The organism is Streptomyces sp. NPDC056628, from assembly GCF_042792555.1.
Classification (GTDB): Bacteria; Actinomycetota; Actinomycetes; order Streptomycetales; family Streptomycetaceae; genus Streptomyces.
Genome location: NZ_JBHTWG010000014.1, coordinates 1 through 23,538, shown reverse-complemented (window position 1 = coordinate 23,538; position 23,538 = coordinate 1). Strand labels below are relative to the sequence as shown.

Here is a 23,538-nt window from a genome sequence, read left to right as displayed (position 1 = left end):
GTGCGGTTCGGCTCAGTGGGGGGCTCACGTACGCGCTGTATACGGCCGTGGTGCGGCGTTCACGCGACCCTGCGCGCCGCGTACTCCGCGATCTCCACCATGGGCGGCCGTTCCTCGGTGTCCACCGAGTACGTCCGTGGCTCGAAACCGTCCGCGCCGCGCTCGAACTGGGTCAGCGACGGGCGCACCAGATGCCCGCGCGCCAGCCGCAGCTGAGCGGTGCGGTAGATCGCGGCGGACATGCGCCCCAGCGCCTGCCCGTCCTGGTGCCGGTGCTTGCGCACACCGACGTCCACCTGCGCGAGGGCGTCCAGACCCACCAGGTGCAGGGCGTCCACCAGCATGCCCAGCTCGACGCCGTAACCGACGGGGAAGGGCAGCTGTTCCAGCAGGCCGCGGCGGGCCGCGTACTCGCCGCCGAGCGGCTGCACGAATCCGGCCAGCTGAGGCCAGTGCATGTTCAGCAGTGGGCGGGCCATCAGCTCGGTGACCCGGCCGCCCTGTCCGGACGCGCCGCCGAGCGGGCGGTCGTACATCGCCTTGACCAGGTCGACGCCGGGGTCGGTGAGCAGCGGGCCGACGATGCCGACGACGAAGTCCGAGGAGAACTCGCGCAGGTCGGCGTCGATGAAGCAGACGACGTCCCCGCCCGTCACCAGCAGCGAGCGCCACAGCACCTCGCCCTTGCCGGGCACGGCGGGGATACGGGGCAGGATGTCGTCGCGGTGGACGACCCGCGCGCCGGCCGCCGCCGCGACCTCGGCGGTGCGGTCGGTGGACCCGGAGTCGACGACGACGATCTCGTCGACCAGCGGCACCTGGTGCACGAGGTCGTGGGCGATGATCGCGACGATGTCGCCGACCGTCTCCTCCTCGTTCAGAGCGGGCAGGACGACCGAGACCGACTGCCCCGAGCGTTGCTTGGCGGCCAGCACGTGGTGCAGCGGACGGTCGGCCAGGGACCAGGAGCGGCTGATCAGCCAGCGCTCGACTTCTTCCAGCACGGTCGGCGGCTCCTCACTGTCGAAAGACGTCGGTGCTCCATCTCGCGGTTCGGACGGCTCCCTCAACTGTCCTGGCCTTCGGTTACAGTCTTGAACAGCGCGAGTGACCATCGCATGTCAGGGGTCGCCCGCCGTTCACAACTGCATGACAACCGCATACCGCTCATCCAGAGGGGCAGAGGGACACGGCCCGATGAAGCCCCGGCAACCCTCCAGTCGGTTCTCGTAGATCAGCGTCGATCGTCACCGTTGATCGTCTCCGCGAGGCTCCCGGCTAGGGAAGGTGCCAAATCCGTCTCACGGCGAGATGCGTCGTGAGGAAGATGAGGAGAAAGGGCCTCGCCTCACATGGCTGTGCAGACTGTTGCAAGCAGCACCGACTCCACCGTAGACCTCGGCCCCGCCGCCGCGCTGTCCTGTCGCGAGTGCGGCCACCGGGTACCGCTCGGCCCGGTCTTCGCCTGCGAGGAGTGTTTCGGCCCGCTGGAGATCGCCTACGACTTCTCGGGATACGACACCGAGAAGCTCCGTCAGCGCATCGAGGCGGGCCCCGCGAACATCTGGCGCTACGCGCCCCTGCTGCCCGTCCCGGCCGACGTGGCGGACAAGCCGAACATCAACCCCGGCTGGACCAAGCTCGTCAAGGCCGACAACCTCGCCCGGGAACTGGGCGTCACCGGCGGTCTGTACGTCAAGGACGACTCCGGCAACCCGACGCACAGCTTCAAGGACCGCGTGGTCGCGCAGGCCCTGGAGGCGGCGCGCGCCTTCGGCTTCACCACCCTGTCCTGCTCGTCGACGGGCAACCTCGCCGGCGCGGTGGGCGCCGCGGCGGCCCGCGCCGGCTTCCGCTCGTGCGTGTTCATCCCGCACGACCTGGAGCAGGGCAAGGTCGTCATGGCCGCGATCTACGGCGGCGAGCTCGTCGGCATCGAGGGCAACTACGACGACGTGAACCGTTTCTGCTCCGAGCTGATCGGCGACCCCGCCGGCGAGGGCTGGGGCTTCGTGAACGTCAACCTGCGGCCGTACTACGCCGAGGGCTCCAAGACGCTCGCGTACGAGATCTGCGAGCAGCTCGGCTGGCGGCTGCCGGACCAGCTCGTCGTGCCGATCGCCTCCGGCTCCCAGCTCACCAAGATCGACAAGGGCCTCCAGGAGCTGATCAAGCTCGGTCTGGTCGAGGACCGGCCGTACAAGATCTTCGGTGCCCAGGCCGAGGGCTGCTCGCCGGTGTCCACCGCCTTCAAGGCAGGTCACGACGTGGTCCGTCCGCAGAAGCCGGACACCATCGCCAAGTCGCTCGCGATCGGCAACCCGGCCGACGGCCCCTATGTCCTGGACATCGCCCGCCGCACGGGCGGCGCCGTGGAGGACGTGACGGACGCGGAGATCGTCGAGGCGATCAGGCTGCTCGCGCGGACCGAGGGCGTCTTCGCCGAGACCGCGGGCGGGGTGACGGTGGGCGTCACGAGGAAGCTCATCGAGAGCGGGGCGCTCGACCCCGCCAAGACCACGGTCGTCCTGAACACCGGCGACGGCCTCAAGACGCTGGACGCGGTGGCGGGTACGGGCCTCACCGCGACGATTCGTCCCAACCTTGACTCCTTCCGAGAGGCTGGCCTCGCATGAGCGTGACCGTTCGTATCCCGACCATCCTGCGCACCTACACGGGCGGGCAGGCCGAGGTCGCCGCCCAGGGCACCACCCTGGCCGAGGTCATCTCCGACCTCGAGAAGAACCACACGGGGATCGCGGCCCGGGTGCTGGACGACCAGGGCAAGCTGCGGCGCTTCGTCAACGTGTACGTCAATGACGACGACGTGCGTTTCGAGCAGGGTCTGGAGACCGCCACCCCGGACGGCGCAGGTGTCTCCATCATTCCGGCCGTCGCCGGCGGCTGACCGGATGACCGAACATTACCTCCGGTAACGCTGGTTACCGAGCGTTCAACGAATTGCCTCCTCCGTGAGAGAAGCGGAGGAGGCAATTCTGTGTGATTGAGCGGGGTACAGTTGGGGAACGCACCGCCGGTCCACGGACCGGCCGTCTTTGATTTCTGCCGCCGGCCCGACAAGAAGTAGCCAAAGTCCGCGGGCCCTATGCGGCTTTTGTTCCGTTTGCCCGGCCCGACTTGACCTGAAGTCAGCGGAATTGTCGCCACATTCCCGACCGGTCGTGCCCGGATTTCTCGTCCGATTGACCTGTTGCAGACGGCAGTTGGGCAGATACATTCAGCCGCGGTCGACGCGTTCCGGCGCACGCCCCCGACCGATTGGGGGGTGAGGTCTGACCCGGATCCGCGAAGTGTGGATCTGTGCAAGGGCCAGTAATAGGGGAGTTAGGCATGGCTCAGGGCACCGTCAAGTGGTTCAACGCGGAGAAGGGGTACGGCTTCATCGCGGTCGACGGTGGTGCGGATGTTTTCGTCCACTACAGCGCGATCCAGATGGACGGGTACCGCACCCTGGAAGAGGGCCAGCGGGTCGATTTCGAGATCTCGCAGGGTCAGAAGGGGCCGCAGGCGGACATGGTCCGGCTGGCGACCGGCTGAAGCACGCGTCGACGAACAGCAGCGACGTTCTTCTTCGAAGGGCCCGCGCCTCCTGGGGGCGCGGGCCCTTCGCCGTGCCCGCGCGCCCCTGCGCGCGAGCAGACGCACGCCCGGGCGCCTTGCACTCTCGTACCCCGAGTGCTAATCATTGGCGTTAGCACTCTGAAGGTGAGAGTGACAAAGGAGGACCGGGTCGGTGAGGCCCGCAGGCCAGGTGGGGCAAGGAACCACGCGGCCGGCGAGCCGTCCGTCGCGGGCGCGGGCGCGGTCCGAAGGAATCACCCCCAGTCCTGGAGGGACCACTTCACATGGCCAAGATCATCGCGTTCGACGAGGAGGCGCGGCGCGGCCTCGAGCGCGGCATGAACCAGCTCGCGGACGCCGTCAAGGTGACGCTCGGCCCCAAGGGCCGCAACGTCGTCCTCGAGAAGAAGTGGGGCGCCCCCACGATCACCAACGATGGTGTCTCCATCGCCAAGGAGATCGAGCTCGAGGACCCGTACGAGAAGATCGGCGCCGAGCTGGTCAAGGAAGTCGCCAAGAAGACGGACGACGTCGCCGGTGACGGTACGACCACCGCGACCGTCCTCGCCCAGGCCCTGGTCAAGGAGGGCCTGCGCAACGTGGCCGCCGGCGCCAACCCGATGGCCCTCAAGCGCGGCATCGAGCGTGCCGTCGAGGCCGTCAGCGCCGCCCTGCTGGAGCAGGCGAAGGACGTCGAGACCAAGGAGCAGATCGCCTCCACGGCCTCCATCTCCGCCGCCGACACCCAGATCGGCGAGCTCATCGCCGAGGCCATGGACAAGGTCGGCAAGGAAGGCGTCATCACCGTCGAGGAGTCCCAGACCTTCGGTCTGGAGCTGGAGCTCACCGAGGGTATGCGCTTCGACAAGGGCTACATCTCGGCGTACTTCGCCACCGACATGGAGCGTATGGAGGCCGTCCTCGACGACCCGTACATCCTGATCGCGAACTCCAAGATCTCCTCGGTCAAGGACCTGCTCCCGCTCCTGGAGAAGGTCATGCAGTCGGGCAAGCCGCTGCTGATCATCGCCGAGGACGTCGAGGGCGAGGCCCTGTCGACCCTGGTCGTCAACAAGATCCGCGGCACCTTCAAGTCCGTCGCGGTCAAGGCCCCGGGCTTCGGCGACCGCCGCAAGGCCATGCTCGGCGACATCGCCATCCTCACGGGCGGCGAGGTCATCTCCGAGGAGGTCGGCCTCAAGCTGGAGAACGCCACGCTCGACCTCCTGGGCCGGGCCCGCAAGGTCGTCGTCACCAAGGACGAGACCACCATCGTCGACGGTGCCGGCTCCTCCGAGCAGGTCCAGGGCCGGGTCAACCAGATCCGCGCCGAGATCGAGAACAGCGACTCGGACTACGACCGCGAGAAGCTGCAGGAGCGCCTGGCGAAGCTCGCCGGCGGTGTCGCGGTCATCAAGGCCGGCGCCGCCACCGAGGTGGAGCTCAAGGAGCGCAAGCACCGCATCGAGGACGCCGTGCGCAACGCCAAGGCGGCCGTCGAGGAGGGCATCGTCGCCGGTGGTGGCGTGGCCCTGCTGCAGGCCTCCCAGGTCTTCGAGAAGCTGGAGCTGCAGGGCGACGAGGCCACCGGTGCCGCCGCTGTGAAGCTGGCGCTGGAGGCCCCGCTGAAGCAGATCGCCATCAACGCCGGTCTCGAGGGCGGCGTCGTGGTGGAGAAGGTCCGCAACCTCACCCCGGGCCACGGCCTGAACGCCGCGACCGGTGAGTACGTCGACCTGGTCGCCGAAGGCATCATCGACCCGGCCAAGGTGACGCGCTCCGCGCTGCAGAACGCCGCGTCGATCGCCGCGCTGTTCCTCACCACCGAGGCCGTCATCGCCGACAAGCCGGAGAAGGCCTCGGCCCCGGCCGGCGGCGGCATGCCGGGCGGTGACATGGACTTCTGATCGTCCTCGGGGCTCCGGCTCCGGTCGATCCACGTCCTACCCGGAGGGCGGCACTTCCTGTTCGCAGGAGGTGCCGCCCTCCGGCGTGTCCGGGGTCACAGCGGGTGGGACGGCGAGCGGGATGCGCCGGGCGCCGGGAAGTGCTTAAGGTGGTTCAACAATGCACGTGCACATACTGCCCGGTCAGTCGACCGGAACCCCTTCCGAGGAGCCCGCCCCATGACCCTCGCCCAGCCCACCGCCTCCCGAGCGGCCGAGATCCTGTCCCGGCCGGCCGTGATCAACGGCCTCACCGTCCCGAACCGCATCGTGATGGCGCCGATGACCCGGATGTTCTCGCCCGGCGGTGTCCCCGGTGAGGACGTCCTGTCGTACTACGCGCGCCGGGCCGCGGCCGGCGTCGGCATGATCGTCACCGAGGGTACCTATGTCGGGCATCCGTCGGCCGGGCAGAGCGACCGGGTGCCCCGGTTCCACGGCGAGGAGCAGCTCGCCGGGTGGGCGAAGGTCGCCGAGGCGGTGCACGCGGCGGGCGGGACGATCGTGCCGCAGCTGTGGCACATCGGCATGGTCCGCGAACAGGGCCAGCCGCCCTTCGCGGACGCCCCGGCCGTCGGGCCCTCGGGGCTGCGCATCGGCGCCGACGAGCCCACCGGCCGGGCGATGACCCGGCAGGACCTGGACGACGTGATCGGCGCCTTCGCCGACGCCGCCGCGGCCGCCGAGCGCATCGGCTTCGACGGCGTGGAGATCCACGGCGCCCACGGCTACCTCGTCGACCAGTTCCTCTGGGCGGGCACCAACCGCCGCACCGACGCCTACGGCGGCGACACGGTCGCCCGCACGCTCTTCGCGGCGGAGATCGTGGCCGCCGTGCGCGAGCGGGTGTCCGCCTCCTTCCCCGTCGTCTTCCGCTACTCGCAGTGGAAGCAGGACGCGTACGACGCCCGCCTCGCCGAGACCCCGCAGGAGCTGGAGGCCATCCTCGCCCCACTCGCCGCGGCCGGTGTCGACGCCTTCCACGCCTCCACCCGCCGCTACTGGATCCCGGAGTTCGACGGCTCCGACCTGAACCTCGCGGGCTGGACGAAGAAGCTGACCGGCAGGCCCACCATCACGGTCGGCTCGGTCGGCCTCGACGGCGACTTCATCAGGGCGTTCGCCGGCGAGGGCTCCGTCCTCAAGGGCTTCGACGACCTGCTGGACGCGCTGGAGCGCGAGGAGTACGACATGGTGGCCATCGGCCGCGCCCTCCTGCAGGACCCGCACTGGGCGACGAAGGTCCTCGAAGGCCGCTTCGACGAGCTGAAGCCGTACGACGCCGCGTCGCTGAAGACCCTCAGCTGACCCCGGCCCTCAGGGGCCCCCGGCTGGGCAGCGGCTACAGATTGCCCAGCGGCTCGATGTCGACCTTCACCGGGGTGCCCCAGATCCGCAGCACCTCGTAGTCGGTGAACTCGTGCACGAGCCGGTAGGCCATCGCCGGACGCGGCCCGCGCCGCTGGGCGGCGAGATACAGCTCGGCCTCCCGGCGGTCGCGGCGCGGGGTGCCGCACAACTGCCACTCCTGACCGTTCCACAGCTCCGGCAGCCAGCGCTGCTGGGGCTGTGGGCGGTCGCCCCGCACCCCGTACCGGGAGGGCGCCGTGCGCTCGGGGGAGCGGGGCACGTCCGGGCCGTTGAACTCCGAGCGCCGCGCGGCCCGGCGCCGGGTCTCGCAGAGCAGGCACAGGTCGTGCGCGTGCTCGTCGACCGGTCCGTTCGGATGCTCCGGGCAGCGCGTCGCGGGCGCGGCGCCGGTGACGCTCTCGTCCAGCAGCCCCAGCGCGCGGCGCAGATCCGCCTTCACCTCGTGCAGCCGGGCGTCGGGCGTGTCCGCGGTGAGGGCGTCGCCGTGCTCACCGAGGACACGGAGAGCGCGGCCCAGGGCGGTCATCTGGGCGTGGTTCATGGACCCCAGTCTGAGGCACAGCCCCCACCCCTTCGCGCCCTCTCTCAGCCCATCGTCCTCGCACCGTCCAGGGACTCCCGGATGATGTCGGCGTGACCGGCGTGCTGCGCGGTCTCGGCGATGATGTGCAGCAGCACCCTGCGGGCCGACCACCGCGTGTCCGCGTCGAACCACGGCGCCTGCGGCAACGGGTGGGAGGCGTTCAGGTCCGGGAGCTTCGCGACCAGCTCGTCGGTGCTCCGGGCGACCTCCTCGTACTCCGCCAGCACACCGGCCAGCGTCTCGCCCGGCAGCATCGTGAACTCGTCGGCCCGCTTCGCGAAGTCCGCCTCGGTCATCGCCGAGAAGTCGGGCATCGCCTTCGGCCCCTCCACGATGAAGGCGGCCCAGCTCCGCTCCACCGACGCGACGTGCTTGATCAGCCCGCCCAGACACAGCGCGCTGGCGGTGCTCCGGGTGCCCGCCTGCTCGTCGGTGAGATCACGGGTGGTGAAGCGCAGGAAGTGCCGGTGCTTGGCGAGCGTCTCCAGGAGGTCGGCGCGCTCGTCCGTGGCGGTGGTGTTCGGGGTGTCGGTCATGAGCCCACCGTAGAAGCCGACTAGGTCAGATCCTGACCGCTTCGACGAAGGCCACCCAGACGGTGTCGGAGAAGACGAGCGCCGGGCCGTGCGGGGTCTTGGAGTCACGGACGGGGACGACGGCGGGGAAGTCGTGGGTGACTTCGAGGCAGTTGCCGCCGTCGCCGCCGCTGTGCCGGGACTTGTGCCAGGTGGCAGCCTTCAGGTCCTGCTCAGGGATGCTCCTCATGCGCGTAATCCTGCGCCATGGCCTCGATGAGGGCCAGGGACTTGCGCGGGGACAGCGCGCAGGCCGCGAGCAGGTCGTAGGTGTGCCGCCGACGCCGGACCGTGGCGGGGTCGTCCTCCAGCCGTCCGGTGCCGATCCCCTCGAAGTAGACGAGCGGGGGAGCGTCATCGAACTCCATCAGCTTGAGGGCGCCCTGCATGGCGGCGTGCGCCCCGGCCTCGAAGGGCAGCACCTGGACGAGGACCCGGCTGCGGCGCACCAGTGCGGCGATGTGCCGCAGGGCCTCCGCCATGACCTCGCGCCCGCCGGTGAGCCGCCGCAGCGCGGCCTCGTCCAGAACCACCCACAACAAGGGCTCTGTTGGATCGCTGAGCAGACGCGTCCGCTCCATCCTCGCGCTCACCAGCCGGTCGATCGTCTCCTGCGGGGCGGTCGGCTGGTAGGCGCGGCACACGGCCTCGGCGTAGGCGGGGGTCTGCAGCAGGCCGGGGACGAGGAGCGGTGCGTATTCGCGGATCTCCGTGGCCGTCGCCTCGGCCTCCGCCGCCTGCGCGAAGTGCTCCGGATACCGGGATCTGGCCGTCACCCGGCAGTTGCGCCGGAAGAAGTCACCCGTGCCCAGCACCTCGTCCAGCACGCGGGCCTGCTCGGTCTGGAGCCTGCGGGTGCCCGCCTCCAGCTGGCCGACGAACGATCCGCTGACGAACAGCAGTCGACCCAGCTTGTCCTGGCTGAGGCCGGCCTTCTCGCGTGCGTGCCGCAGCTCGGCGCCGAGCAGCGCGCGGGGTGACGACGACGGATCCAGGTCCTTGGGCCCCGGCATGGCACCTCCCGGTCGGACAGCCAAAGGTGTGGGGACACTCCCTCTGGCCAGCCTAGGGACCCACCCGACACTCTGTGTACCGAATCGGCAACTCTGCGTAGAGAGGTGACCCGTCATGAGGTCGTCCGAAGAGATCGTCGCGGCCCTGCGTGAAGCGCTCGGGGCCGTCGGTGTCGTCCTGCCCTCCCTGTGTGTGGACCCCGTCACCGGGGCCGGGAGGGAGCCGTTCGCGCTCGTGCAGCTGGGGCGCTGCAACGTGCGGACCGCCGAGCGGCTGGTGGCGGTGCTCAGGGAGGCGGCGGAGGTCAGGCGCCCGCCTCTCGGAGCGCCACCCGCAGATGCCCCTGCGCCGCGCTGAGCAGACCCGTGGCCGTGGGGCCGTCGACGTCCGCCAGCAGGACCAGGATCGCTGTCTTCACCTCGCCGTCCGCCTCCGTCAGGGCGTGTTCCACGGCGGCGTCGTCCGCGCCCGTGGCGAGGGCGACGATCCGGCGGGAGCGGGCCCGCAGCTTCTCGTTGGAGGCGCGGACGTCGACCATCAGGTTCCCGTACGTCTTGCCGAGCCGGATCATCGTGATCGTCGACAGCATGTTGAGGACCAGCTTCTGGGCGGTGCCCGCCTTCAGCCGGGTCGAGCCGGTCAGCAGCTCCGGGCCGACGACGACCTCGATGCCGTGCTCGGCGGCGGCCGCCAGCGCGCTGTCGGCGTTGCAGGACAGGCCGATCGTCAGCGCGCCCAGCCGCCGGGCGTGTTCGACGGCGCCGACGGCGTACGGGGTGCGTCCGGAGGCCGAGACACCGACCACCGTGTCGTCGGGGGTGAGCGCGAGGGCGTCGAGGTCGGCGCCGGCCAGCTCGGCGGAGTCCTCGGCCCCCTCGACGGAGCTGACCACCGCCTGCGGGCCACCCGCGATGACGCCGACGACCTGCCCCGGCTCGGTGTTGAAGGTGGGCGGGCACTCGGAGGCGTCGAGCACCCCGAGCCGGCCCGCCGTGCCCGCGCCCGCGTAGACGAGGCGCCCGCCGCGGGCCATCCGCTCCGCCACGGCGTCCACGGCGGCGGCGATCTCCGGCAGGCGCCTGGCGACGGCGGCGGGTACCGAGCCGTCCTCGCCGTTCATGAGCCGGGCGATGTCCAGGGTCGGCAGCCGGTCGATCTCGGCCAGCTCGGGCCGGAACGCCTCGGTGGTCAGGGTCTCCAGCTCGGCGCGGAGGTCACGAGGAGTGGAAGCGGAGGTCATGCGCGGGCGGCTCTCTTCGTTTCTCGACGATGGTGCTGCGAAGCCGCCAGGGGCTGTCTTGTCGATCACGCCGGGAGCCCGGCATGATCGACGAGACACCCCCTAGCGGCGGTGCCGGTGGGCCAGTGCCTCGTAGGAGGCGGCCAGCGCCGGTGCCGCGGTGTCGTACGTCCGCTGTGCCACCCCGACGAACAGGCAGTCCACGACGAGGAGTTGACTCGTCCGGGACGACATCGCGGCGGGGCGCAGCTCGCTCTCGCGCGCCGTCGACGTGGTGAGGACGTGGTCGGCGTACTGGGTGACCGCGCCGTCGGGCCGGCCGGTGATCGCGACCGTGGTGGCCCCGTGCTCGAAGGCGACCCGGAGCGGCTCGATCACGTCCCCGGTGGAGCCGGAGTGCGTGATCGCGATGGCCACGTCCCCGGCGCGCAGCTGGACGGCGTTCGTCACGGCGAGGTGCGGATCGCTGTGCGCGTGCGCTATCAGCCCTATTCGCAGCAGCTTCTGGGTGAGGTCCTGGGCGACCAGGCCGCTCGCCCCGATGCCGTACACGTCGATCCGGCGGGCCGCCGCGGCGGCGGTGACCGCCGCCCCCAGCTGGACGGTGTCGAGGCCGGCCGCCGTGTCGGCGAGGGTCTGCTGCTCGTCGTAGGCCAGCTTGGCGACGACGTCGGCGATCGGGTCGTCCACGGCGATGTCCGTGGTGATCGCGGGGGCGCGGCCCGACTCCTGCTGGGCGGCCAGGCCGGCCAGGGCGAGCCGCAGGTCGCGGTAGCCGGGGTAGCCGAGGAGGCGGGCGGTGCGCACGACGGTGGCCTCGCTGGTGCCGGTGAGCTCGGCGAGTCCGGTGACCGTGAGGGCCGCACAGCCCGCAGGGTCGTTCGCCACCGCTTCGGCGACGCGCTGCATGGAGCGGGTCATCGACGGGGCGAGCGTGCGCACCTTGGCCGCGAGGGCGGCGGGCGCGGGCGCGCGGCCGAAAGTTTCCTTCACGTCATTGGTCACAAATGAAACGTATTTTCAATGCCGGGTCGTGGTCAAGAGTGCGCACAATAGACGCATGGACCCCGTCACCCCGATCGAACAGGCCTTGCACACGGCCCGCGCCCTGGTGATCGCCGACCTGGCCGCCGGCGAGGTCGCCGAGGCGGACGTCGTCTCCCTGGTGGAGGAGTCCGTCGTCGAGCGGCGCTGGTGGGTGGAGCAGTGGCCGGACGGCGCGGCGTACGTGGCGGGGCTGGTCGCCCAGGACGTGCAGGACGCGCTGCTGGACCGGCACGGCCGCTGGCCGCTGTGCCCGGTGTGCGCCGTCGGCGAGCCCCACGCGCTGGACGTCGAGCCCGAACTGGGACCGGACCCGCACTGGGTGTGCCACAAGGCGGGGGTGAAGGTCGCGCCGGTCGGCTTGCTCGGGCCCGCGCTCGGGGGGCAGCCGCCCGCGTGACGATCTACATCGACCCGCCCACCTGGCCGGGCCACGGCCGCCTCTGGTCCCACGTCGTCAGCGACGTCTCCTACGACGAACTGCACCGGTTCGCCGACGGCATCGGCGTCCCGCGCCGGGCGTTCGAACGGGACCACTACGACCTCCCCGCGCACCGGTACGCCGACGCGGTCCGTGCCGGCGCGGTGGAGGTCAGCAGCCGCGAGGTGGTGCGGCTGCTGTACGGCGCCGGGCTGCGCAGGCGCAAGAAGGACATGCGTCACTGACCGGACGGTGTGCCCGCATCCTGGCGGACGTACAGCAGGAGCGCGCCCTCCGACTCGTGCCGGTCCTGGACCGCGCGCTCCTCCTCGGCGCCGGCGCGGACGTATCCGGCGCGCCGGGCGACGCGCTGCGAGGGGACGTTGTCCTCCTCGACCGTCGCGCACAGGCTGTGGACGTCGTCGCGGGCCAGCGCCCACCGGGACAGGGCGTCCAGTGCCTCCGACGCGTAGCCGCGGCCGCGGGCGCCCTCCACCAGGTCGTAGCCGATCTCCGCGCGGCCCCCCTCGTCCGGGGCGCCGTGGAAGCCGATCCCGCCGACCGCGAGGCCGTCCTCCCGCCGCACGAGGACGAACACGCCGAACTCGGGGCGGTGCAGGCCCGCCTCGTACGCCTGCGTCAGTATCCCGGCGGCTTCCCGCGTCCCCTCGTAGGGGCCGCCGACGACCCAGTCGAACCCGCCGTCGCCGCCCTGGGCGAGATCGGCGGCGGTGGCCGGGGTGAGCCCCTGGAGGGTGAGCCGGTCCGAGGTGAGGACGAGGTCGTTCTTCCAGCGCCAGGCGTCGACCGGGGCGCGGCCGGGCAGGTCGCCTCGGCCGGTGGCCCACAGCAGGGTGCGCCAGGGGTCCGGGTCCGGGCGGACCTCCGGGAAGATCGTCGTCAGCACGAATCGGGGGAGCGCGGCCGGGGGTTCGTAGGTCAGCCCCAGCCCGGTGGCGATGTCGTGGGTGTGCAGCAGCACCTCGGCGACGCCCATCGCGGCGAACCCCTCGCGGTTCGCACTGCGGAACGGGTACGGGTGGAAGGCGCGCACCTCGGGCGGGGTGGTGCGGACGGCCGCCGTGAGCAGGACGCCGGTCGTCTCGATGACGTCGAGCAGCCCGTCGTTGCCGGTGCCCTCGTCGAGGGTGATCTCGAAGGGGACGTACGCGCCCCGCGCCCGCCCCGCGAGCTGTGCCGCGTAGGCGATGAGGTCACCGGCGACGTGCTCGGCCGTGGCGCGGCAACTCCAGTCCAGCCGCCCGGCCTTCACCCCGTCCCAGTCACGGTCCGCCACCGTGCGCAGCAGCGCCACGGCATCGGCCACGGCCTCGGTCACGTGTTCCCCGCCCCTGTGTCGCATGCCGTGCAGGCTACGGGGCCCCACGGCTCAGAGCGACAGCATTTCCAGCTCCGAGGAGAGGTTGTAGCGGGCGGTCGCCTCCCACTTCTCCCGGCCGTACGGAGTGCGGAACAGGCTGGGCAGGGCGAGGAGTTGGCGCAGCACGTCGGCGCGGCCGGAGCGGAAGGCGTCGTTCGGGACGAAGTGGTACTCCTCGCGGACGGCGGCCGTGTAGGCGGCGTACGCCGACGGCGCCGCGGCGAGGATCGCGAGGTCGGCGTCGCACAGCACCTCGCCGTCCGGGTCGTCGGGCGCCGGATCGTGTGTGACGGTGAGCCGGACCAGCCGGGCCACCTCGGCGGTCCGCTCCGCGGGCACCCCGGCCTCGGGGAGCGCCCGCTCGGCGAGCCGGGCGGACCGCTCCTCGTTCTCGGACCGGTCGGGCAGGTACACGGCGTCGTGGAACCAGGCGGCGAGCCGTACGGCCTCGACGTCCCGCGCGTACTCCGCCAGCACGTCGACGTGGTCGAGCACCGCCGCGAGGTGGTCCACCGTGTGATAGCGCCGCTGCGGCTCGGACCAGCGCTCCAGCAGCGCCTCCCCGTAGCGCTCGGGTGCGGGGGCGGGGGTGTCGTCGCCGCGCGCGGCGAGCAGCGTGCGCAGCCAGCGGTCGCGGAGGTCATCGAGGTCGGCCATGACGTCATTCTCCGCCGAGGAGGGCCCAGGACACCTAGCGTGGTCGGCATGACTTCTGCTGACGTGTACGACGTACGGGACCCGGAGCGGCCGGGGCGGCTGCTGGCCGTCGAGCGGGACACGCTGGTCCCGCTGCTGCGCACGCGGCCCGACGAGGACTTCGCGCGACCGGCGGCCGGGTGTCCGCGGTGGTCGGTGCGGGACGTGCTGGCACACTGCTCGGCCGCGCTGACGCGGGTCGTGGACGACCGGCTGGAGGAGGGCGTGTTCTCGCCCGCGTCCAACGACCGCGACATCGCCGAGCGGGCCGGATGGAGCAACGCCCGGATCGTCGACGAACTGGAGCGCGCGATGACCGAGGCGGGGCCGGTGATCGCCCGGGCGGGCGGGGCCCTGGACGGCGTCGGGCTCGGCGAGTGGGTGCACGCCGGTGACGTGCGCGAGGCACTGGGCGAGCCGGGGGCGTACGCCGGGGCCGGGCTGCCCGACGCACTGGCGCTGCTGGCGTGGCTCACCCGCGAGCGCCGGCACGTACCGCTCCACGCCGACCTGGACGACGTCGACGAGCCCCTGCGGCTGGGCGACCCCGCGGCTCCCCGGCCCCCGGCGCGCTTCATCGGCGACGCCACCACCCTCGTACGGCTCTACTCGGGGCGCCCGGCGGCCGGGGCGTCGTACGAGCTGGCGGGCGCGGACGCGGGGGAGCTGAACATCTTCACGTGACCCCGTTCCCGGCCCTGGGTTGAGCGGGACCCCGGATGGGCAGGCGTAGGCTTTGATTGGACTAGACCTGTAGTCGCCCGTAGCCGCCGTCGATGCCGAGGAATGGGGTCCCATGAGCGAGCGTGCAGTCCTGGAGGTGATCGCCCTCGGCGTCGAGGACGCGGTCGCCGCCCAGGCCGGGGGTGCGGACCGGCTCGAACTGGTCACCGACATGGCGGCGGACGGGCTCACTCCGCCGGTCGGGACGTTCACCGGGATCCGCGCCGCCGTCGACATCGACCTGCGCGTGATGCTGCGGCTGGCCGACGGGTTCGCGGTCGGGGACGTCGAGCGGGTCGTGCGGGCGGCGCGCGAGCTGCGGGCGGCCGGGGCCGAGGAGTTCGTGCTCGGCTTCCTCGAGACCGACGGCTCCGTGGACCTCGCCGCCATGGAGCGGGTGGTGGCGGAGCTGGACGGGTGCCGGTGGACGTTCCACCGGGCGATCGACCGCGCCGCCGACCGGGACGCCCTGCGCAAGCAGCTCGACGGGATGCCGGGCCTGGACACGTACCTCACGGCGGGGGCGGCCGGCGGCGTGGACGACGGCCTGCCCACCCTGCTCGCGGAAGCGGCACGGGACGGCGAGCCCGGCTACGAACAGCGCGTCCTGGTCGGCGGCGGCCTGCGCCTGGACCACGTCCCGGACCTCCTGGCAGCGGGCATCGACGCCTTCCACATCGGCGGCGCGGCCCGCCCCGAGGGCTGGGCGGGCCCGGTCTCCGCGGCGGCGGTATCCGAATGGCGCACGGCGCTGGACACCCCGGCGCGGTTCTGAGGAGCGCGACCGGCCCCACCGCACCCGCACCCGGCACACAACGCCGAACCCCCCGCCCCCCTCACCCCAACCGCGCGGGCAGCGCCTCCGTATGGGTCACGGTCAACCCCGACACCGCCCGCGTCAGCGCCACGTACAGCCGCCGCAACCCCGTCCGCTCGTCCGGCTCCCCGTCCACCACGGCCGCCGGTTCGTCCAGGACCACGTAGTCGTACTCCAGACCCTTCGCCAGCGACGCCGGCACCAGCGTCAGCCGGCTCTGCCGGGTCGTCTCCTCGCCGGGCGCCAGGTACTCGAGGCCCGCCGCCTTCAGCGCCTCCGCCAGCACCGGCACCCGCGCGTCCGCGGCGATGAGCCCGACCGACCCCTCGTGCCGCAGCGACTGCGCGCACGCCGCCGCCACCTCCGCCGCCTCCGCGACCGTCCGGATCTCGAAGAACCCGGGGTTGTCACGGATCGACGCCACCGGCGTCAGCCCCGGCGCGATCGACGGCAGCAGCCGCGACGCGTACGTGATGACGTCCGTCGGGACACGGAAACCGGCCGTCAGCTCCTCGATCACCCCGTCCGGCTTGCCGAGGTGCGCCAGCGCCTCCTCCCAGCTGCGGGTCGCCCACGGCGTCGTGCCCTGCGCCAGGTCGCCGAGGACCGTCGCCGAACCGGTCGTGCAGCGCCGCCCCACCGCCCGGTACTGCATCGGCGACAGGTCCTGCGCCTCGTCCAGCACGACGTGCCCGAGCGACGGCGTCCGCGTCACGAGGTCGTGCGCCTCGTCGATCAGCACCGCGTCCGCCGCCGACCACTTCGCCGACTTCACCGACCGCGCCGGCTTGGCCCACCGGATCGCCCGCTGCTCGGCCTCGTCGAGGACGCCGTCCGCGTGCGCGGCCAGGAAGTCCGCGTCCGACAGCAGCCGCAGCACCAGCTTCGCCGGGTCCACCGGCGGCCAGATCTCCTTGACGGCCGCCTTCACGGCGGCGTTGCGGGCCACCGCGTCCTGCACCCGGTCGTCCGGCGCCTCGCCCGACCGCTCCATCTGCACCAGGACCGCGTGCGCGATCCGCTGCGGCAGGGCCTCGCGGGCGGCGCCGTACCGGATACCGCGGTCCAGCAGCTCCCGGACCATCTCCTCGACCTCGTACGCCGGGACGCGCCACCGCCGTGATCCGCGCACCACGACCACCGCCTCGGCCGGCATGGTCACATGCGCATACACCGCGCGCCGCAGCACCTCGGCCATCCGCGCGTCACCCTTGATCACCGCGGCCGTGGCGTCGTCGGTGCCGCGCACCTCGACCCGGGCCACGAGGTCGTCGACCGTGGCCTGGCGGACCGTCAGCTCGCCGAGCGCGGGCAGCACCTGCTCGATGTAGTGCAGGAAGGACCGGTTTGGTCCGATCACCAGCGTGCCGGTGCGGGCCAGCCGCTCCCGGTGCGCGTACAGCAGATAGGCCACCCGGTGCAGGCCGACGGCCGTCTTCCCGGTGCCCGGGCCGCCCTGCACGCACACGGTCCCGCCGAGCCCGGACCGCACGATCTCGTCCTGCTCGGGCTGGATCGTCGCCACGATGTCCCGCATCGGGCCGACGCGCGGCCGTTCGATCTCCTGCTGGAGGAGCCTGCTGGTCCGCGCCGCCTCCGACGGGTCGGAGAGGTGCTCGTCCTCGTACGCGGTCAGGTCACCGCCGGTGTAGCCGAAGCGGCGGCGCAGCGCGATGTCCATCGGGTCCTTCTTGGAGGCCCGGTAGAACGGCTGGGACACCGGCGCACGCCAGTCGATGACCATGGGGTCGCCGTCCGCGTCGTGCACATGCCGGCGCCCGATGTAGAAGCGCTCGCCCTCGGCGCCCTCCGCCCCCTCGGCGCCGGGCGCGTGCAGATAGTCGAGGCGGCCGAAGAACAGCGGGGTGTCGCTGAGGTCGGCCAGCGCCTTGATGCGTTCGTCGATCTGACGGGTCAGGACCTCCGCGTTGACCCAGTTCGCGGTGACGTCGCGGATGTCGAGGGCCTCGACGTCCTCGCGCATGGCGCGCAGCGCGGCACGGGAGAAGGCCAGATGGGAGCGCTCTCGCTGGAGCGGGTCGAGGCGGTCGTCGACGGGCCTGGACAAGGGGGTGCCTCCGGGTGACCTATGAGCGGGTGGACGAGAGAGCCGGCCAGTTTCCGTCCGGGCGGCGGCACTCCGCGAGGGGAGGCAGGCAAGAGCGGAGATTTTAGGGGAGCGCCCTCCATGGGCGCCAACCGATATCCGCGCCCCCTAGGGGGCGCCGTCCTCCTTCGGGGCGGCCCGTCCGCCCCGAGATGGACGCGGCCGGCACCCGGCTTCGGCCCGCAGGCCGATGCGTTCTTCACGGACCCGAACGCATCATGGAGACATGAGCGCAGCAACCATCCACCCGGCCCCCGCGGCCCCCCGCGGAGCGACCGCGCTCCAGGGGAGCCACCGTCATCGACTCGCTGAAGCCGTGCGTGCCGTCAAGGTGTTCGTGGGCGCCGCCTTCAGCGTGATCGTCCTCGGCGAGTACCGGGAGGAGGCGGGCATCCGCCACAAGTGACGGTCCCCCACCGCCTCGGTGACGTACCGTCAGCGACCGTGACCGTGCGGAACCGCCCGCCCCTCCCGCGTCCTCAGCTCTCGGCGCCCTCGGCGCCCTCCGCCAGGATCTCGTCGGCGTCCATGATCCGGTACGCGTAGCCCTGCTCCGCCAGGAAGCGCTGGCGGTGGGCGGCGAAGTCCTGGTCGATCGTGTCCCGGGCGACCACCGAGTAGAAGTGCGCCTGGTGCCCGTCCGCCTTGGGCCGCAGCACCCGGCCGAGCCGCTGGGCCTCCTCCTGGCGCGAGCCGAACGTCCCCGACACCTGGATGGCGACCGTCGCCTCCGGCAGGTCGATGGAGAAGTTCGCGACCTTGGACACCACCAGCACGTTGATCTCGCCCTGCCGGAACGCCTCGAACAGCTTCTCCCGCTGCGCGTTGGACGTCTCGCCCTTGATCACCGGCGCGTCCAGATGCTCGCCCAGCTCGTCGAGCTGGTCGATGTACTGGCCGATCACGAGGATCTGCTGCCCGGCGAACCGGCGCACCAGGGCCTCGGTGACCTTCCGCTTGGTGTCGGTCGTCGCGCAGAAGCGGTACTTCTCCTCCTGCTCGGCGGTGGCGTACGCGAGCCGCTCGGAGTCCGTGAGGTTCACCCGGACCTCCACGCAGTCCGCGGGCGCGATGTAGCCCTGCGCCTCGATCTCCTTCCACGGCGCGTCGAACCGCTTCGGGCCGATCAGGGAGAACACGTCGGACTCCCGGCCGTCCTCACGGACGAGGGTCGCGGTCAGCCCGAGCCGCCGCCGCGCCTGGAGGTCGGCGGTGAACTTGAAGACCGGCGCGGGCAGCAGGTGTACCTCGTCGTAGACGATCAGGCCCCAGTCCCGGGAGTCGAACAGCTCCAGGTGCGGGTAGACGCCCTTCCGCCGGGTCGTGAGCACCTGGTACGTGGCGATGGTGACCGGGCGGATCTCCTTGCGCGTCCCGCTGTACTCGCCGATCTCCTCCTCGGTCAGCGAGGTCCGCTTCACCAGCTCGTGCTTCCACTGCCGGGCCGAGACGGTGTTCGTGACGAGGATCAGCGTGGTCGACTTCGCCTGCGCCATGGACCCGGCGCCGACCAGGGTCTTCCCGGCGCCGCACGGGAGCACCACGACACCGCTGCCGCCGTGCCAGAAGTTCTCCACGGCCTGCCGCTGGTACGGCCGCAGCGCCCAGCCGTCCTCGTGCAGCTCGATCGGGTGGGCCTCGCCGTCCACGTACCCGGCGAGGTCCTCGGCGGGCCAGCCCAGCTTCAGCAGCGTCTGCTTGATCTGCCCGCGCTCGGAGGGGTGCACGGCGACCGTGTCCGGGTCGATGCGGTCGCCCACCAGCGGCGCGACGCGCTTGGAGCGCAGCACCTCCTCCAGGACGGGCCGGTCCGTGGTGGTCAGGACGAGGCCGTGCGTGGGGTGCTTGGACAGCGTCAGCCGGCCGTAGCGGTCCATCGTCTCGGCGATGTCGACCAGCAGGGCGTGCGGCACGGGATAGCGGCTGTACGTCACCAGCGCGTCCACGACCTGCTCGGCGTCGTGCCCGGCCGCGCGCGCGTTCCACAGGCCGAGCGGCGTCACCCGGTAGGTGTGGATGTGCTCGGGCGCCCGCTCCAGCTCCGCGAAGGCCGCGATCGCCCGACGGCACGCGTCGGCCTGCTCGTGATCCACTTCGAGGAGCAGGGTCTTGTCCGACTGGACGATCAGTGGTCCGTTCACGTGGGTCCGTCCTTCCGCTCACCACTAGGCCAAACGTCCAGTGTGCCTGATCGCTTCCCGGCCGCTCTCAGATCTGGTCGTCGGCCAGCTCGGCGACCCCGGTGATCCGGTGCAGCGGATACGTCCGCACCTCGTCCGCGGTGTGGTCGTACGCCGTCACGAACCCGCCCTCGACCCGGACCGGCGCGATCACCCGCTGGCTGGCGGCGCCCTCGGCGTTGACGTACCCGATCCACAGCGTCTCGCCGGTCAGCACGGCCGCCTGCATGGTGGCCAGCGTCTCGGCGGAGGTCGTGCGGGGCAGCTCGCCCCCGCTCACGGCGGGGCCGGTACCGCTCGGCCTGCGCGGCGCCGTCGAGGCCAGGTCGCCCGCGCGGATGGCGCGGATCGCGGCGGCCAGCAGCGTGGCGTCCGGCGCGGGCGGGCCGTCCGGCACCGGCTCGGGGGCCGTGCGCGGCGGGGTGCGGTGGGCGTCGGCCCGGGTGATCAGGACGTCGCCCTCGGCCGATTCGGCGGCCGGCGCGAACCCCATCGCGCGCAGCCCCTCCAGCAGCGTCGCCGGGTCGCTCTGCGCGGCGAGCACGGTCGGCGCGAGACGGCGCAGCCGCAGCCCGGCGGAGCGCTTGTCGGCGAGGATCTCGTTCAGCATGGCGTCGTCGTCGCAGCGGACGTACGCCGACGCCGCGCCCACCCGCAGCTGCCCGTGCCGCCGGGCCACGTCGTCGATCAGATACGCCAGCGGCTGCGGTACCGGGGTGCGGGAGTGCTCGGCCAGGAAGGCGTGCAGGTCCGAGGCGCTGCGCCCGGCGTCCAGGGCCCGGCGCACCGACCCCGGCGTGAACCGGTACACGGTCGCGCCGCCCTTGGACTCGACGTCCGCGAGCACGTCCAGCATGTCCGCGAGCGGCCGCCGCAGCGGGCCGGGCGCCACGGCCGTCAGGTCGGCCTGGAGCAGGACGTGGTCCAGGGGCTCCGGCAGCAGGGGCGCGAGGAGCCGGGCGGCGGCGGTCGCGGCGGCGGCCTGCTCGGCCGGCGGGAGCGGATCGGGGGGCGCGGCGAGGCGCCGGTGCCCGTGGTGCACGGGCAGCTTGTCGCCGGGTCCGGTGGGCTCGCCGGCCGGGGCGCCGTGCGGGGCCCCGGCGGGCGGAGCCGGGGGCGCGCCCAGCAGGGTCCGGCCGTGCGAGGACAGGGCGCCGCGCCCCGTCACGCCCAGCCGCTCGGCCTCGTCCAGGGTCCACCGGGCCAGCCGGCCGCGCAGGTCGTCGTCGCGCCGCGGTCCGCGCAGGGGCCGCTCCCAGCGCAGCCGGGACAGCACCGAGTCGGCTGACGGGGCCGACCCCTCCGGGAGCGCGGCGAGCAGCGTCAGCACCCGGTGCCGTACCTCCGGCGCCGCGGAGCGGTCCAGCCCCGGGCCCAGCGCCGACAACGTACGGTCCTTCGCGTCCCGTCCGCCGACCACGCCCGCCGTCCGGGTCGCCGTCAGCCAGGCGCGGGCGAGCGTGGCCCAGCGGTCGGCGGCCGGCTGCTCCAGCCACTCGTCGTAGGCGGGGGTCGCCGCGTACCGCTCGTCGGCCTCGCCGTCGGAGGCCACGAGTCCGGCGGCGTAGGCGAGCTCCACCCAGAACGCGGCGACCGGCTCCGGCACGTCCAGGGCGACGGCGGTCCGCTTCAGGTCGCGCACGCTCAGGCCGCCCGCCCGCAGCACCGGGGGCCCGCCCTCGTGCCAGTCCTTCAGCAGTTCCTCGACGGTGGCGAGCGCGGTGTACGCCTGCCCGGCCGCCGTCGCGTCCACGACCTGCGAGGGGTGCGTGGCGGCCGGCTCCACCGACGGCGGCAGCGGCTCGGTGGCGCGGTGCGCGCGCCCGCCGCGCAGATGCAGCGCCGCCTCGCGGGGGAGCACGACCGTGCCGGGCGCGGTCGGCAGCAGCAGACCGCGGTCCATCAGCCAGCGCAGCCGGGGCGCCGGATCCGCGGTGACCTGCCCGTACGGCGGCCCCCACACCAGCCGGGACAGCACCTCCAGGGCGTCCGCCGGAGCCTGGTCGAGCAGCGCCGCCATGCGCCGCCGGTCGCTGAACAGCGCGGTGAGCGCGTCCAGCGCGGACACCGCGTCGTGCGTGGACGGAAGCCCCGCCGCCGTCACGATCTCCTGGATCCGGCCCGGCGACATCCCGGCCGCGGCCTCCCGCACGGTCGGTCCCAGCCCGGTCGGCGACGGATGCTGCGGCGAGGGGGCCAGCAGCTCGCGGGCCGTGCGGACGAGCCGCAGCCGGTCGTCGCCGCCCCACACCAGCGCCTGGTCGCGCAGCGTCCCCAGCGCCTGCGGCAGCGCGCCCGCGACCGCCGGGTCGCCGTCGTCGCCGGCCATCAGCGCGAGCAGTTCCGCGTACGCCGCCGGGTCCGGCGCCACGGCCAGCGCCTCCGCCGTCTGCAGCGCGAACCGGTCCAGCCGCTCCAGGGCGCGCACCACCGACGCCCGGGTGCCGGCCCGGGTCGCGAGCTGCGTCAGATCGGTGGGAACGGGCGTGATGAGGTCGGGCCGGCTGCGCAGGAGCACGGCCAGCGAGGCGTCGTCCCGCGCGCGGAGCGCCTCCGCGAGGGAACGGGGCGGTGTAGCCGGTTCGCTCATCCGACCCAATCTAGCGGGTGCGCGGCCGGGGCAGGGGAGGCGGCGAACCCCCGGATCGCGCGCGGCGACCGGGGCCGGCGGCACCGGCGGCACCGCCCCCGCGTCCCGTGCGCCACGCGCACCCTGCGCTAACGTCGTCCCACGGGGTATCACAACGCGTCCACCCCGGAGGGGACTTCGTGGGGATCGAGAGCGACCAGGTCGTCTACGAGTATCTGAGCCGCGTCGGGGACGTGGCCCAGCAGCGGCAGTTGCCGTCGGCCACCCGGATGCGCCTGGTGAACGAGCTGCGCGGCGAGATCGACCGGCGCCGCGCCAAGGCACCCGTCGACAGCCCCGCCGCCGTCCGGCGCATCATCGACCGCCTCGGCAGCCCCGACGACGTCGTCACGGCCGCCGGGGGCGCCCCCGGCAGGGCCTCCGCACCCCCGCAGGGCCCCGTCACCGCCGTGCCCGCCCAGCCGTCCGGCGACGACACCGCGTCCACCCGGCGTCCGAAGGGCCTGCGCCGGATGGTGCCGCGCCCGCGTCCCGCCGAGCCCGCCGTCCCGCGTTCCGACGTGCCCCCGCCGCCCCACCTGGCGACCGCGGCCGACCTGGGCGGCAGCGCGCTGCGGCCCGACTGGTGGCAGGTGGACAGCACCCCGCTCGGGCCGGGCGAGGACATCCCGGGGTTCGTCGGCGGCGTCGAGATCCCCGAGATGCTCCGCCGCCCGCCCGCGAAGGCGGCGCCCGGGACGGAGGACCCCGAACCGGCCGCCGTGGAGCGGGCCGAGGACAGCGTGGTGGACGGCGCGCCCCGGCGCCGCCGCCTGCTGCGCCGCCCGGCCCTCCCCGAGAGCCGCTGGAACAACCCGCTGCTGCTGGCCTCCGCCGCCCTGCTCGTCGCCGGAGCGGTCCTCGGCAACGTCCTCGTCCTGCTCGTGGGCTGGCTCATCGCCTGGGGCTCCCGGCGCCTGAGCGACACCGAGACGAAGTGGGCGGTCGTGATCCTGCCCGGCCTCTCGCTCACCGCCGGGGTCGTCTGGCTCTGGGGCCGCGCCAGCGGCCGCTGGGGCGAGGCGCTCCTGCCGGGCGAGACCAACGCGGCGGTCGTCGAGACCTGGCCCTGGGTGGTGCGCGGTGCGGCCGTGGCGTCGGCCCTGTTCATCGTCTGGCGCTCCCAGCGACGCACCTAGGGCGTGTTTCGAAAGTCCCGTCTGGTCCGCGACGCCTGGCACGGCGCCTCGCCGCGTTGTCGGGATCGTCCGCGTACGCCCAGTACGCGG

Annotated in this window: 24 protein-coding genes and 1 riboswitch; of the genes, 12 read left to right on the top strand and 12 right to left on the bottom strand. The window is 72.9% G+C overall.

Annotated features, from left to right (window positions below):
* Positions 1-59 precede the first annotated feature (59 nt).
* Positions 60-1,004, bottom strand: coding sequence for a glucosyl-3-phosphoglycerate synthase (locus tag ACFRAC_RS18890; protein ID WP_382925017.1), 945 nt, complete (start codon positions 1,002-1,004; stop codon positions 60-62).
* A gap of 160 nt (positions 1,005-1,164) precedes the next feature.
* Positions 1,165-1,334: riboswitch (SAM riboswitch) on the top strand.
* An 18-nt stretch (positions 1,335-1,352) separates the two neighbouring features.
* Here ACFRAC_RS18890 and thrC point away from each other — a divergent pair.
* From thrC to ACFRAC_RS18865, 5 genes are all read left to right on the top strand, one after another.
* On the top strand, positions 1,353-2,636 hold the full coding sequence (gene thrC, locus ACFRAC_RS18885) for a threonine synthase (protein ID WP_382925016.1): 1,284 nt from the start codon (positions 1,353-1,355) through the stop codon (positions 2,634-2,636).
* Positions 2,633-2,908: a MoaD/ThiS family protein gene (locus ACFRAC_RS18880; protein ID WP_382925014.1), complete on the top strand. Its 276-nt coding sequence runs from the start codon at positions 2,633-2,635 to the stop codon at positions 2,906-2,908. Before thrC ends, ACFRAC_RS18880 begins: the two co-directional genes overlap by 4 nt.
* Before the next feature lie 443 nt (positions 2,909-3,351).
* A complete protein-coding gene (locus ACFRAC_RS18875; RefSeq protein ID WP_007493268.1) occupies positions 3,352-3,558 on the top strand; it encodes a cold-shock protein in 207 nt (68 codons plus the stop codon).
* Positions 3,559-3,866: 308 nt separating this feature from the next.
* Complete coding sequence (gene groL / locus ACFRAC_RS18870; protein ID WP_361350286.1) at positions 3,867-5,489, top strand: chaperonin GroEL; 1,623 nt, start codon at positions 3,867-3,869, stop codon at positions 5,487-5,489.
* Between the two features lie 219 nt (positions 5,490-5,708).
* A complete protein-coding gene (locus ACFRAC_RS18865) occupies positions 5,709-6,836 on the top strand; it encodes an NADH:flavin oxidoreductase (RefSeq protein WP_382925012.1) in 1,128 nt (375 codons plus the stop codon).
* A 34-nt stretch (positions 6,837-6,870) separates the two neighbouring features.
* On the opposite strand, the gene ACFRAC_RS18860 is transcribed toward ACFRAC_RS18865, so the two are convergent.
* From ACFRAC_RS18860 to ACFRAC_RS18845, 4 genes are read right to left on the bottom strand one after another with little or no spacing between them, the layout of a single operon-like run.
* A complete protein-coding gene (locus ACFRAC_RS18860; protein WP_382925010.1) occupies positions 6,871-7,440 on the bottom strand; it encodes a hypothetical protein in 570 nt (189 codons plus the stop codon).
* A 44-nt stretch (positions 7,441-7,484) separates the two neighbouring features.
* A complete protein-coding gene (locus ACFRAC_RS18855; RefSeq protein ID WP_382925008.1) occupies positions 7,485-8,018 on the bottom strand; it encodes a DinB family protein in 534 nt (177 codons plus the stop codon).
* 25 nt (positions 8,019-8,043) lie between these two features.
* Positions 8,044-8,247, bottom strand: a complete 204-nt coding sequence (locus tag ACFRAC_RS18850) for a DUF397 domain-containing protein (protein ID WP_382925006.1) — start codon at positions 8,245-8,247, stop codon at positions 8,044-8,046.
* Positions 8,231-9,070 (bottom strand): Scr1 family TA system antitoxin-like transcriptional regulator, encoded by an 840-nt coding sequence (locus tag ACFRAC_RS18845; RefSeq protein WP_382925004.1) that lies wholly within the window; start codon positions 9,068-9,070, stop codon positions 8,231-8,233. Before ACFRAC_RS18845 ends, ACFRAC_RS18850 begins: the two co-directional genes overlap by 17 nt.
* Before the next feature lie 115 nt (positions 9,071-9,185).
* Between ACFRAC_RS18845 and ACFRAC_RS18840 the strand changes: the two genes are divergently transcribed.
* Positions 9,186-9,428 carry a hypothetical protein gene (locus tag ACFRAC_RS18840; protein ID WP_382925002.1) on the top strand — a complete coding sequence of 81 codons (243 nt, stop codon included), beginning with the start codon at positions 9,186-9,188 and terminating at the stop codon, positions 9,426-9,428.
* Here ACFRAC_RS18840 and murQ read toward each other — a convergent pair.
* Both murQ and ACFRAC_RS18830 read right to left on the bottom strand, forming a co-directional pair.
* On the bottom strand, positions 9,376-10,311 hold the full coding sequence (gene murQ / locus ACFRAC_RS18835; RefSeq protein ID WP_382925000.1) for an N-acetylmuramic acid 6-phosphate etherase: 936 nt from the start codon (positions 10,309-10,311) through the stop codon (positions 9,376-9,378). The genes ACFRAC_RS18840 and murQ overlap by 53 nt on opposite strands.
* A gap of 102 nt (positions 10,312-10,413) precedes the next feature.
* Positions 10,414-11,316 (bottom strand): MurR/RpiR family transcriptional regulator, encoded by a 903-nt coding sequence (locus ACFRAC_RS18830; RefSeq protein WP_062669031.1) that lies wholly within the window; start codon positions 11,314-11,316, stop codon positions 10,414-10,416.
* Between the two features lie 55 nt (positions 11,317-11,371).
* On the opposite strand from ACFRAC_RS18830, the gene ACFRAC_RS18825 reads away from it, so the two are divergent.
* Positions 11,372-11,755 (top strand): hypothetical protein, encoded by a 384-nt coding sequence (locus ACFRAC_RS18825; protein ID WP_382924998.1) that lies wholly within the window; start codon positions 11,372-11,374, stop codon positions 11,753-11,755.
* A complete protein-coding gene (locus ACFRAC_RS18820) occupies positions 11,752-12,021 on the top strand; it encodes a DUF4031 domain-containing protein (protein WP_108707483.1) in 270 nt (89 codons plus the stop codon). Before ACFRAC_RS18825 ends, ACFRAC_RS18820 begins: the two co-directional genes overlap by 4 nt.
* On the opposite strand, the gene ACFRAC_RS18815 is transcribed toward ACFRAC_RS18820, so the two are convergent.
* Together ACFRAC_RS18815 and ACFRAC_RS18810 are read right to left on the bottom strand one after the other, a co-directional pair.
* A complete protein-coding gene (locus ACFRAC_RS18815) occupies positions 12,015-13,139 on the bottom strand; it encodes a GNAT family N-acetyltransferase (RefSeq protein ID WP_382924997.1) in 1,125 nt (374 codons plus the stop codon). The genes ACFRAC_RS18820 and ACFRAC_RS18815 overlap by 7 nt on opposite strands.
* A gap of 27 nt (positions 13,140-13,166) precedes the next feature.
* Entirely contained in the window at positions 13,167-13,814 is a 648-nt protein-coding gene (locus ACFRAC_RS18810) for a hypothetical protein (protein WP_382924995.1), read from the bottom strand.
* Between the two features lie 48 nt (positions 13,815-13,862).
* Here ACFRAC_RS18810 and ACFRAC_RS18805 point away from each other — a divergent pair, with 48 nt between their 5' ends.
* Together ACFRAC_RS18805 and ACFRAC_RS18800 are read left to right on the top strand one after the other, a co-directional pair.
* Positions 13,863-14,537, top strand: a complete 675-nt coding sequence (locus ACFRAC_RS18805; RefSeq protein ID WP_382924994.1) for a maleylpyruvate isomerase family mycothiol-dependent enzyme — start codon at positions 13,863-13,865, stop codon at positions 14,535-14,537.
* A 112-nt stretch (positions 14,538-14,649) separates the two neighbouring features.
* A complete protein-coding gene (locus ACFRAC_RS18800) occupies positions 14,650-15,351 on the top strand; it encodes a copper homeostasis protein CutC (protein WP_382924993.1) in 702 nt (233 codons plus the stop codon).
* Between the two features lie 61 nt (positions 15,352-15,412).
* Here the strand turns inward: ACFRAC_RS18800 and ACFRAC_RS18795 are convergent, their stop codons facing one another.
* Positions 15,413-17,461, bottom strand: a complete 2,049-nt coding sequence (locus tag ACFRAC_RS18795; protein ID WP_382924992.1) for a HelD family protein — start codon at positions 17,459-17,461, stop codon at positions 15,413-15,415.
* Positions 17,462-17,726: 265 nt separating this feature from the next.
* Between ACFRAC_RS18795 and ACFRAC_RS18790 the strand changes: the two genes are divergently transcribed.
* Positions 17,727-17,906: a hypothetical protein gene (locus ACFRAC_RS18790; RefSeq protein ID WP_382924990.1), complete on the top strand. Its 180-nt coding sequence runs from the start codon at positions 17,727-17,729 to the stop codon at positions 17,904-17,906.
* 73 nt (positions 17,907-17,979) lie between these two features.
* Here ACFRAC_RS18790 and ACFRAC_RS18785 read toward each other — a convergent pair whose 3' ends face one another.
* Positions 17,980-19,641 (bottom strand): DNA repair helicase XPB, encoded by a 1,662-nt coding sequence (locus ACFRAC_RS18785; protein WP_382924988.1) that lies wholly within the window; start codon positions 19,639-19,641, stop codon positions 17,980-17,982.
* A gap of 67 nt (positions 19,642-19,708) precedes the next feature.
* Positions 19,709-22,270, bottom strand: a complete 2,562-nt coding sequence (locus ACFRAC_RS18780; protein ID WP_382924986.1) for a helicase-associated domain-containing protein — start codon at positions 22,268-22,270, stop codon at positions 19,709-19,711.
* Between the two features lie 179 nt (positions 22,271-22,449).
* Here ACFRAC_RS18780 and ACFRAC_RS18775 point away from each other — a divergent pair, with 179 nt between their 5' ends.
* Complete coding sequence (locus ACFRAC_RS18775) at positions 22,450-23,448, top strand: hypothetical protein (RefSeq protein WP_382924984.1); 999 nt, start codon at positions 22,450-22,452, stop codon at positions 23,446-23,448.
* The last annotated feature ends 90 nt before the right edge of the window (positions 23,449-23,538 follow it).

Excerpts from the sequence above, each read along its gene's own strand:
- thrC (WP_382925016.1), top strand. The coding sequence starts at position 1,353 with ATGGCTGTGCAGACTGTTGCAAGCAGCACCGACTCCACCGTAGACCTC.
- ACFRAC_RS18880 (WP_382925014.1), top strand. The coding sequence starts at position 2,633 with ATGAGCGTGACCGTTCGTATCCCGACCATCCTGCGCACCTACACGGGC.
- ACFRAC_RS18875 (WP_007493268.1), top strand. The coding sequence starts at position 3,352 with ATGGCTCAGGGCACCGTCAAGTGGTTCAACGCGGAGAAGGGGTACGGC.
- groL (WP_361350286.1), top strand. The coding sequence starts at position 3,867 with ATGGCCAAGATCATCGCGTTCGACGAGGAGGCGCGGCGCGGCCTCGAG.
- ACFRAC_RS18865 (WP_382925012.1), top strand. The coding sequence starts at position 5,709 with ATGACCCTCGCCCAGCCCACCGCCTCCCGAGCGGCCGAGATCCTGTCC.
- ACFRAC_RS18860 (WP_382925010.1), bottom strand. The coding sequence starts at position 7,440 with ATGAACCACGCCCAGATGACCGCCCTGGGCCGCGCTCTCCGTGTCCTC.
- ACFRAC_RS18855 (WP_382925008.1), bottom strand. The coding sequence starts at position 8,018 with ATGACCGACACCCCGAACACCACCGCCACGGACGAGCGCGCCGACCTC.
- ACFRAC_RS18850 (WP_382925006.1), bottom strand. The coding sequence starts at position 8,247 with ATGAGGAGCATCCCTGAGCAGGACCTGAAGGCTGCCACCTGGCACAAG.
- ACFRAC_RS18845 (WP_382925004.1), bottom strand. The coding sequence starts at position 9,070 with ATGCCGGGGCCCAAGGACCTGGATCCGTCGTCGTCACCCCGCGCGCTG.
- ACFRAC_RS18840 (WP_382925002.1), top strand. The coding sequence starts at position 9,186 with ATGAGGTCGTCCGAAGAGATCGTCGCGGCCCTGCGTGAAGCGCTCGGG.
- murQ (WP_382925000.1), bottom strand. The coding sequence starts at position 10,311 with ATGACCTCCGCTTCCACTCCTCGTGACCTCCGCGCCGAGCTGGAGACC.
- ACFRAC_RS18825 (WP_382924998.1), top strand. The coding sequence starts at position 11,372 with ATGGACCCCGTCACCCCGATCGAACAGGCCTTGCACACGGCCCGCGCC.
- ACFRAC_RS18815 (WP_382924997.1), bottom strand. The coding sequence starts at position 13,139 with ATGCGACACAGGGGCGGGGAACACGTGACCGAGGCCGTGGCCGATGCC.
- ACFRAC_RS18810 (WP_382924995.1), bottom strand. The coding sequence starts at position 13,814 with ATGGCCGACCTCGATGACCTCCGCGACCGCTGGCTGCGCACGCTGCTC.
- ACFRAC_RS18805 (WP_382924994.1), top strand. The coding sequence starts at position 13,863 with ATGACTTCTGCTGACGTGTACGACGTACGGGACCCGGAGCGGCCGGGG.
- ACFRAC_RS18800 (WP_382924993.1), top strand. The coding sequence starts at position 14,650 with ATGAGCGAGCGTGCAGTCCTGGAGGTGATCGCCCTCGGCGTCGAGGAC.
- ACFRAC_RS18790 (WP_382924990.1), top strand. The coding sequence starts at position 17,727 with ATGAGCGCAGCAACCATCCACCCGGCCCCCGCGGCCCCCCGCGGAGCG.
- ACFRAC_RS18780 (WP_382924986.1), bottom strand. The coding sequence starts at position 22,270 with ATGAGCGAACCGGCTACACCGCCCCGTTCCCTCGCGGAGGCGCTCCGC.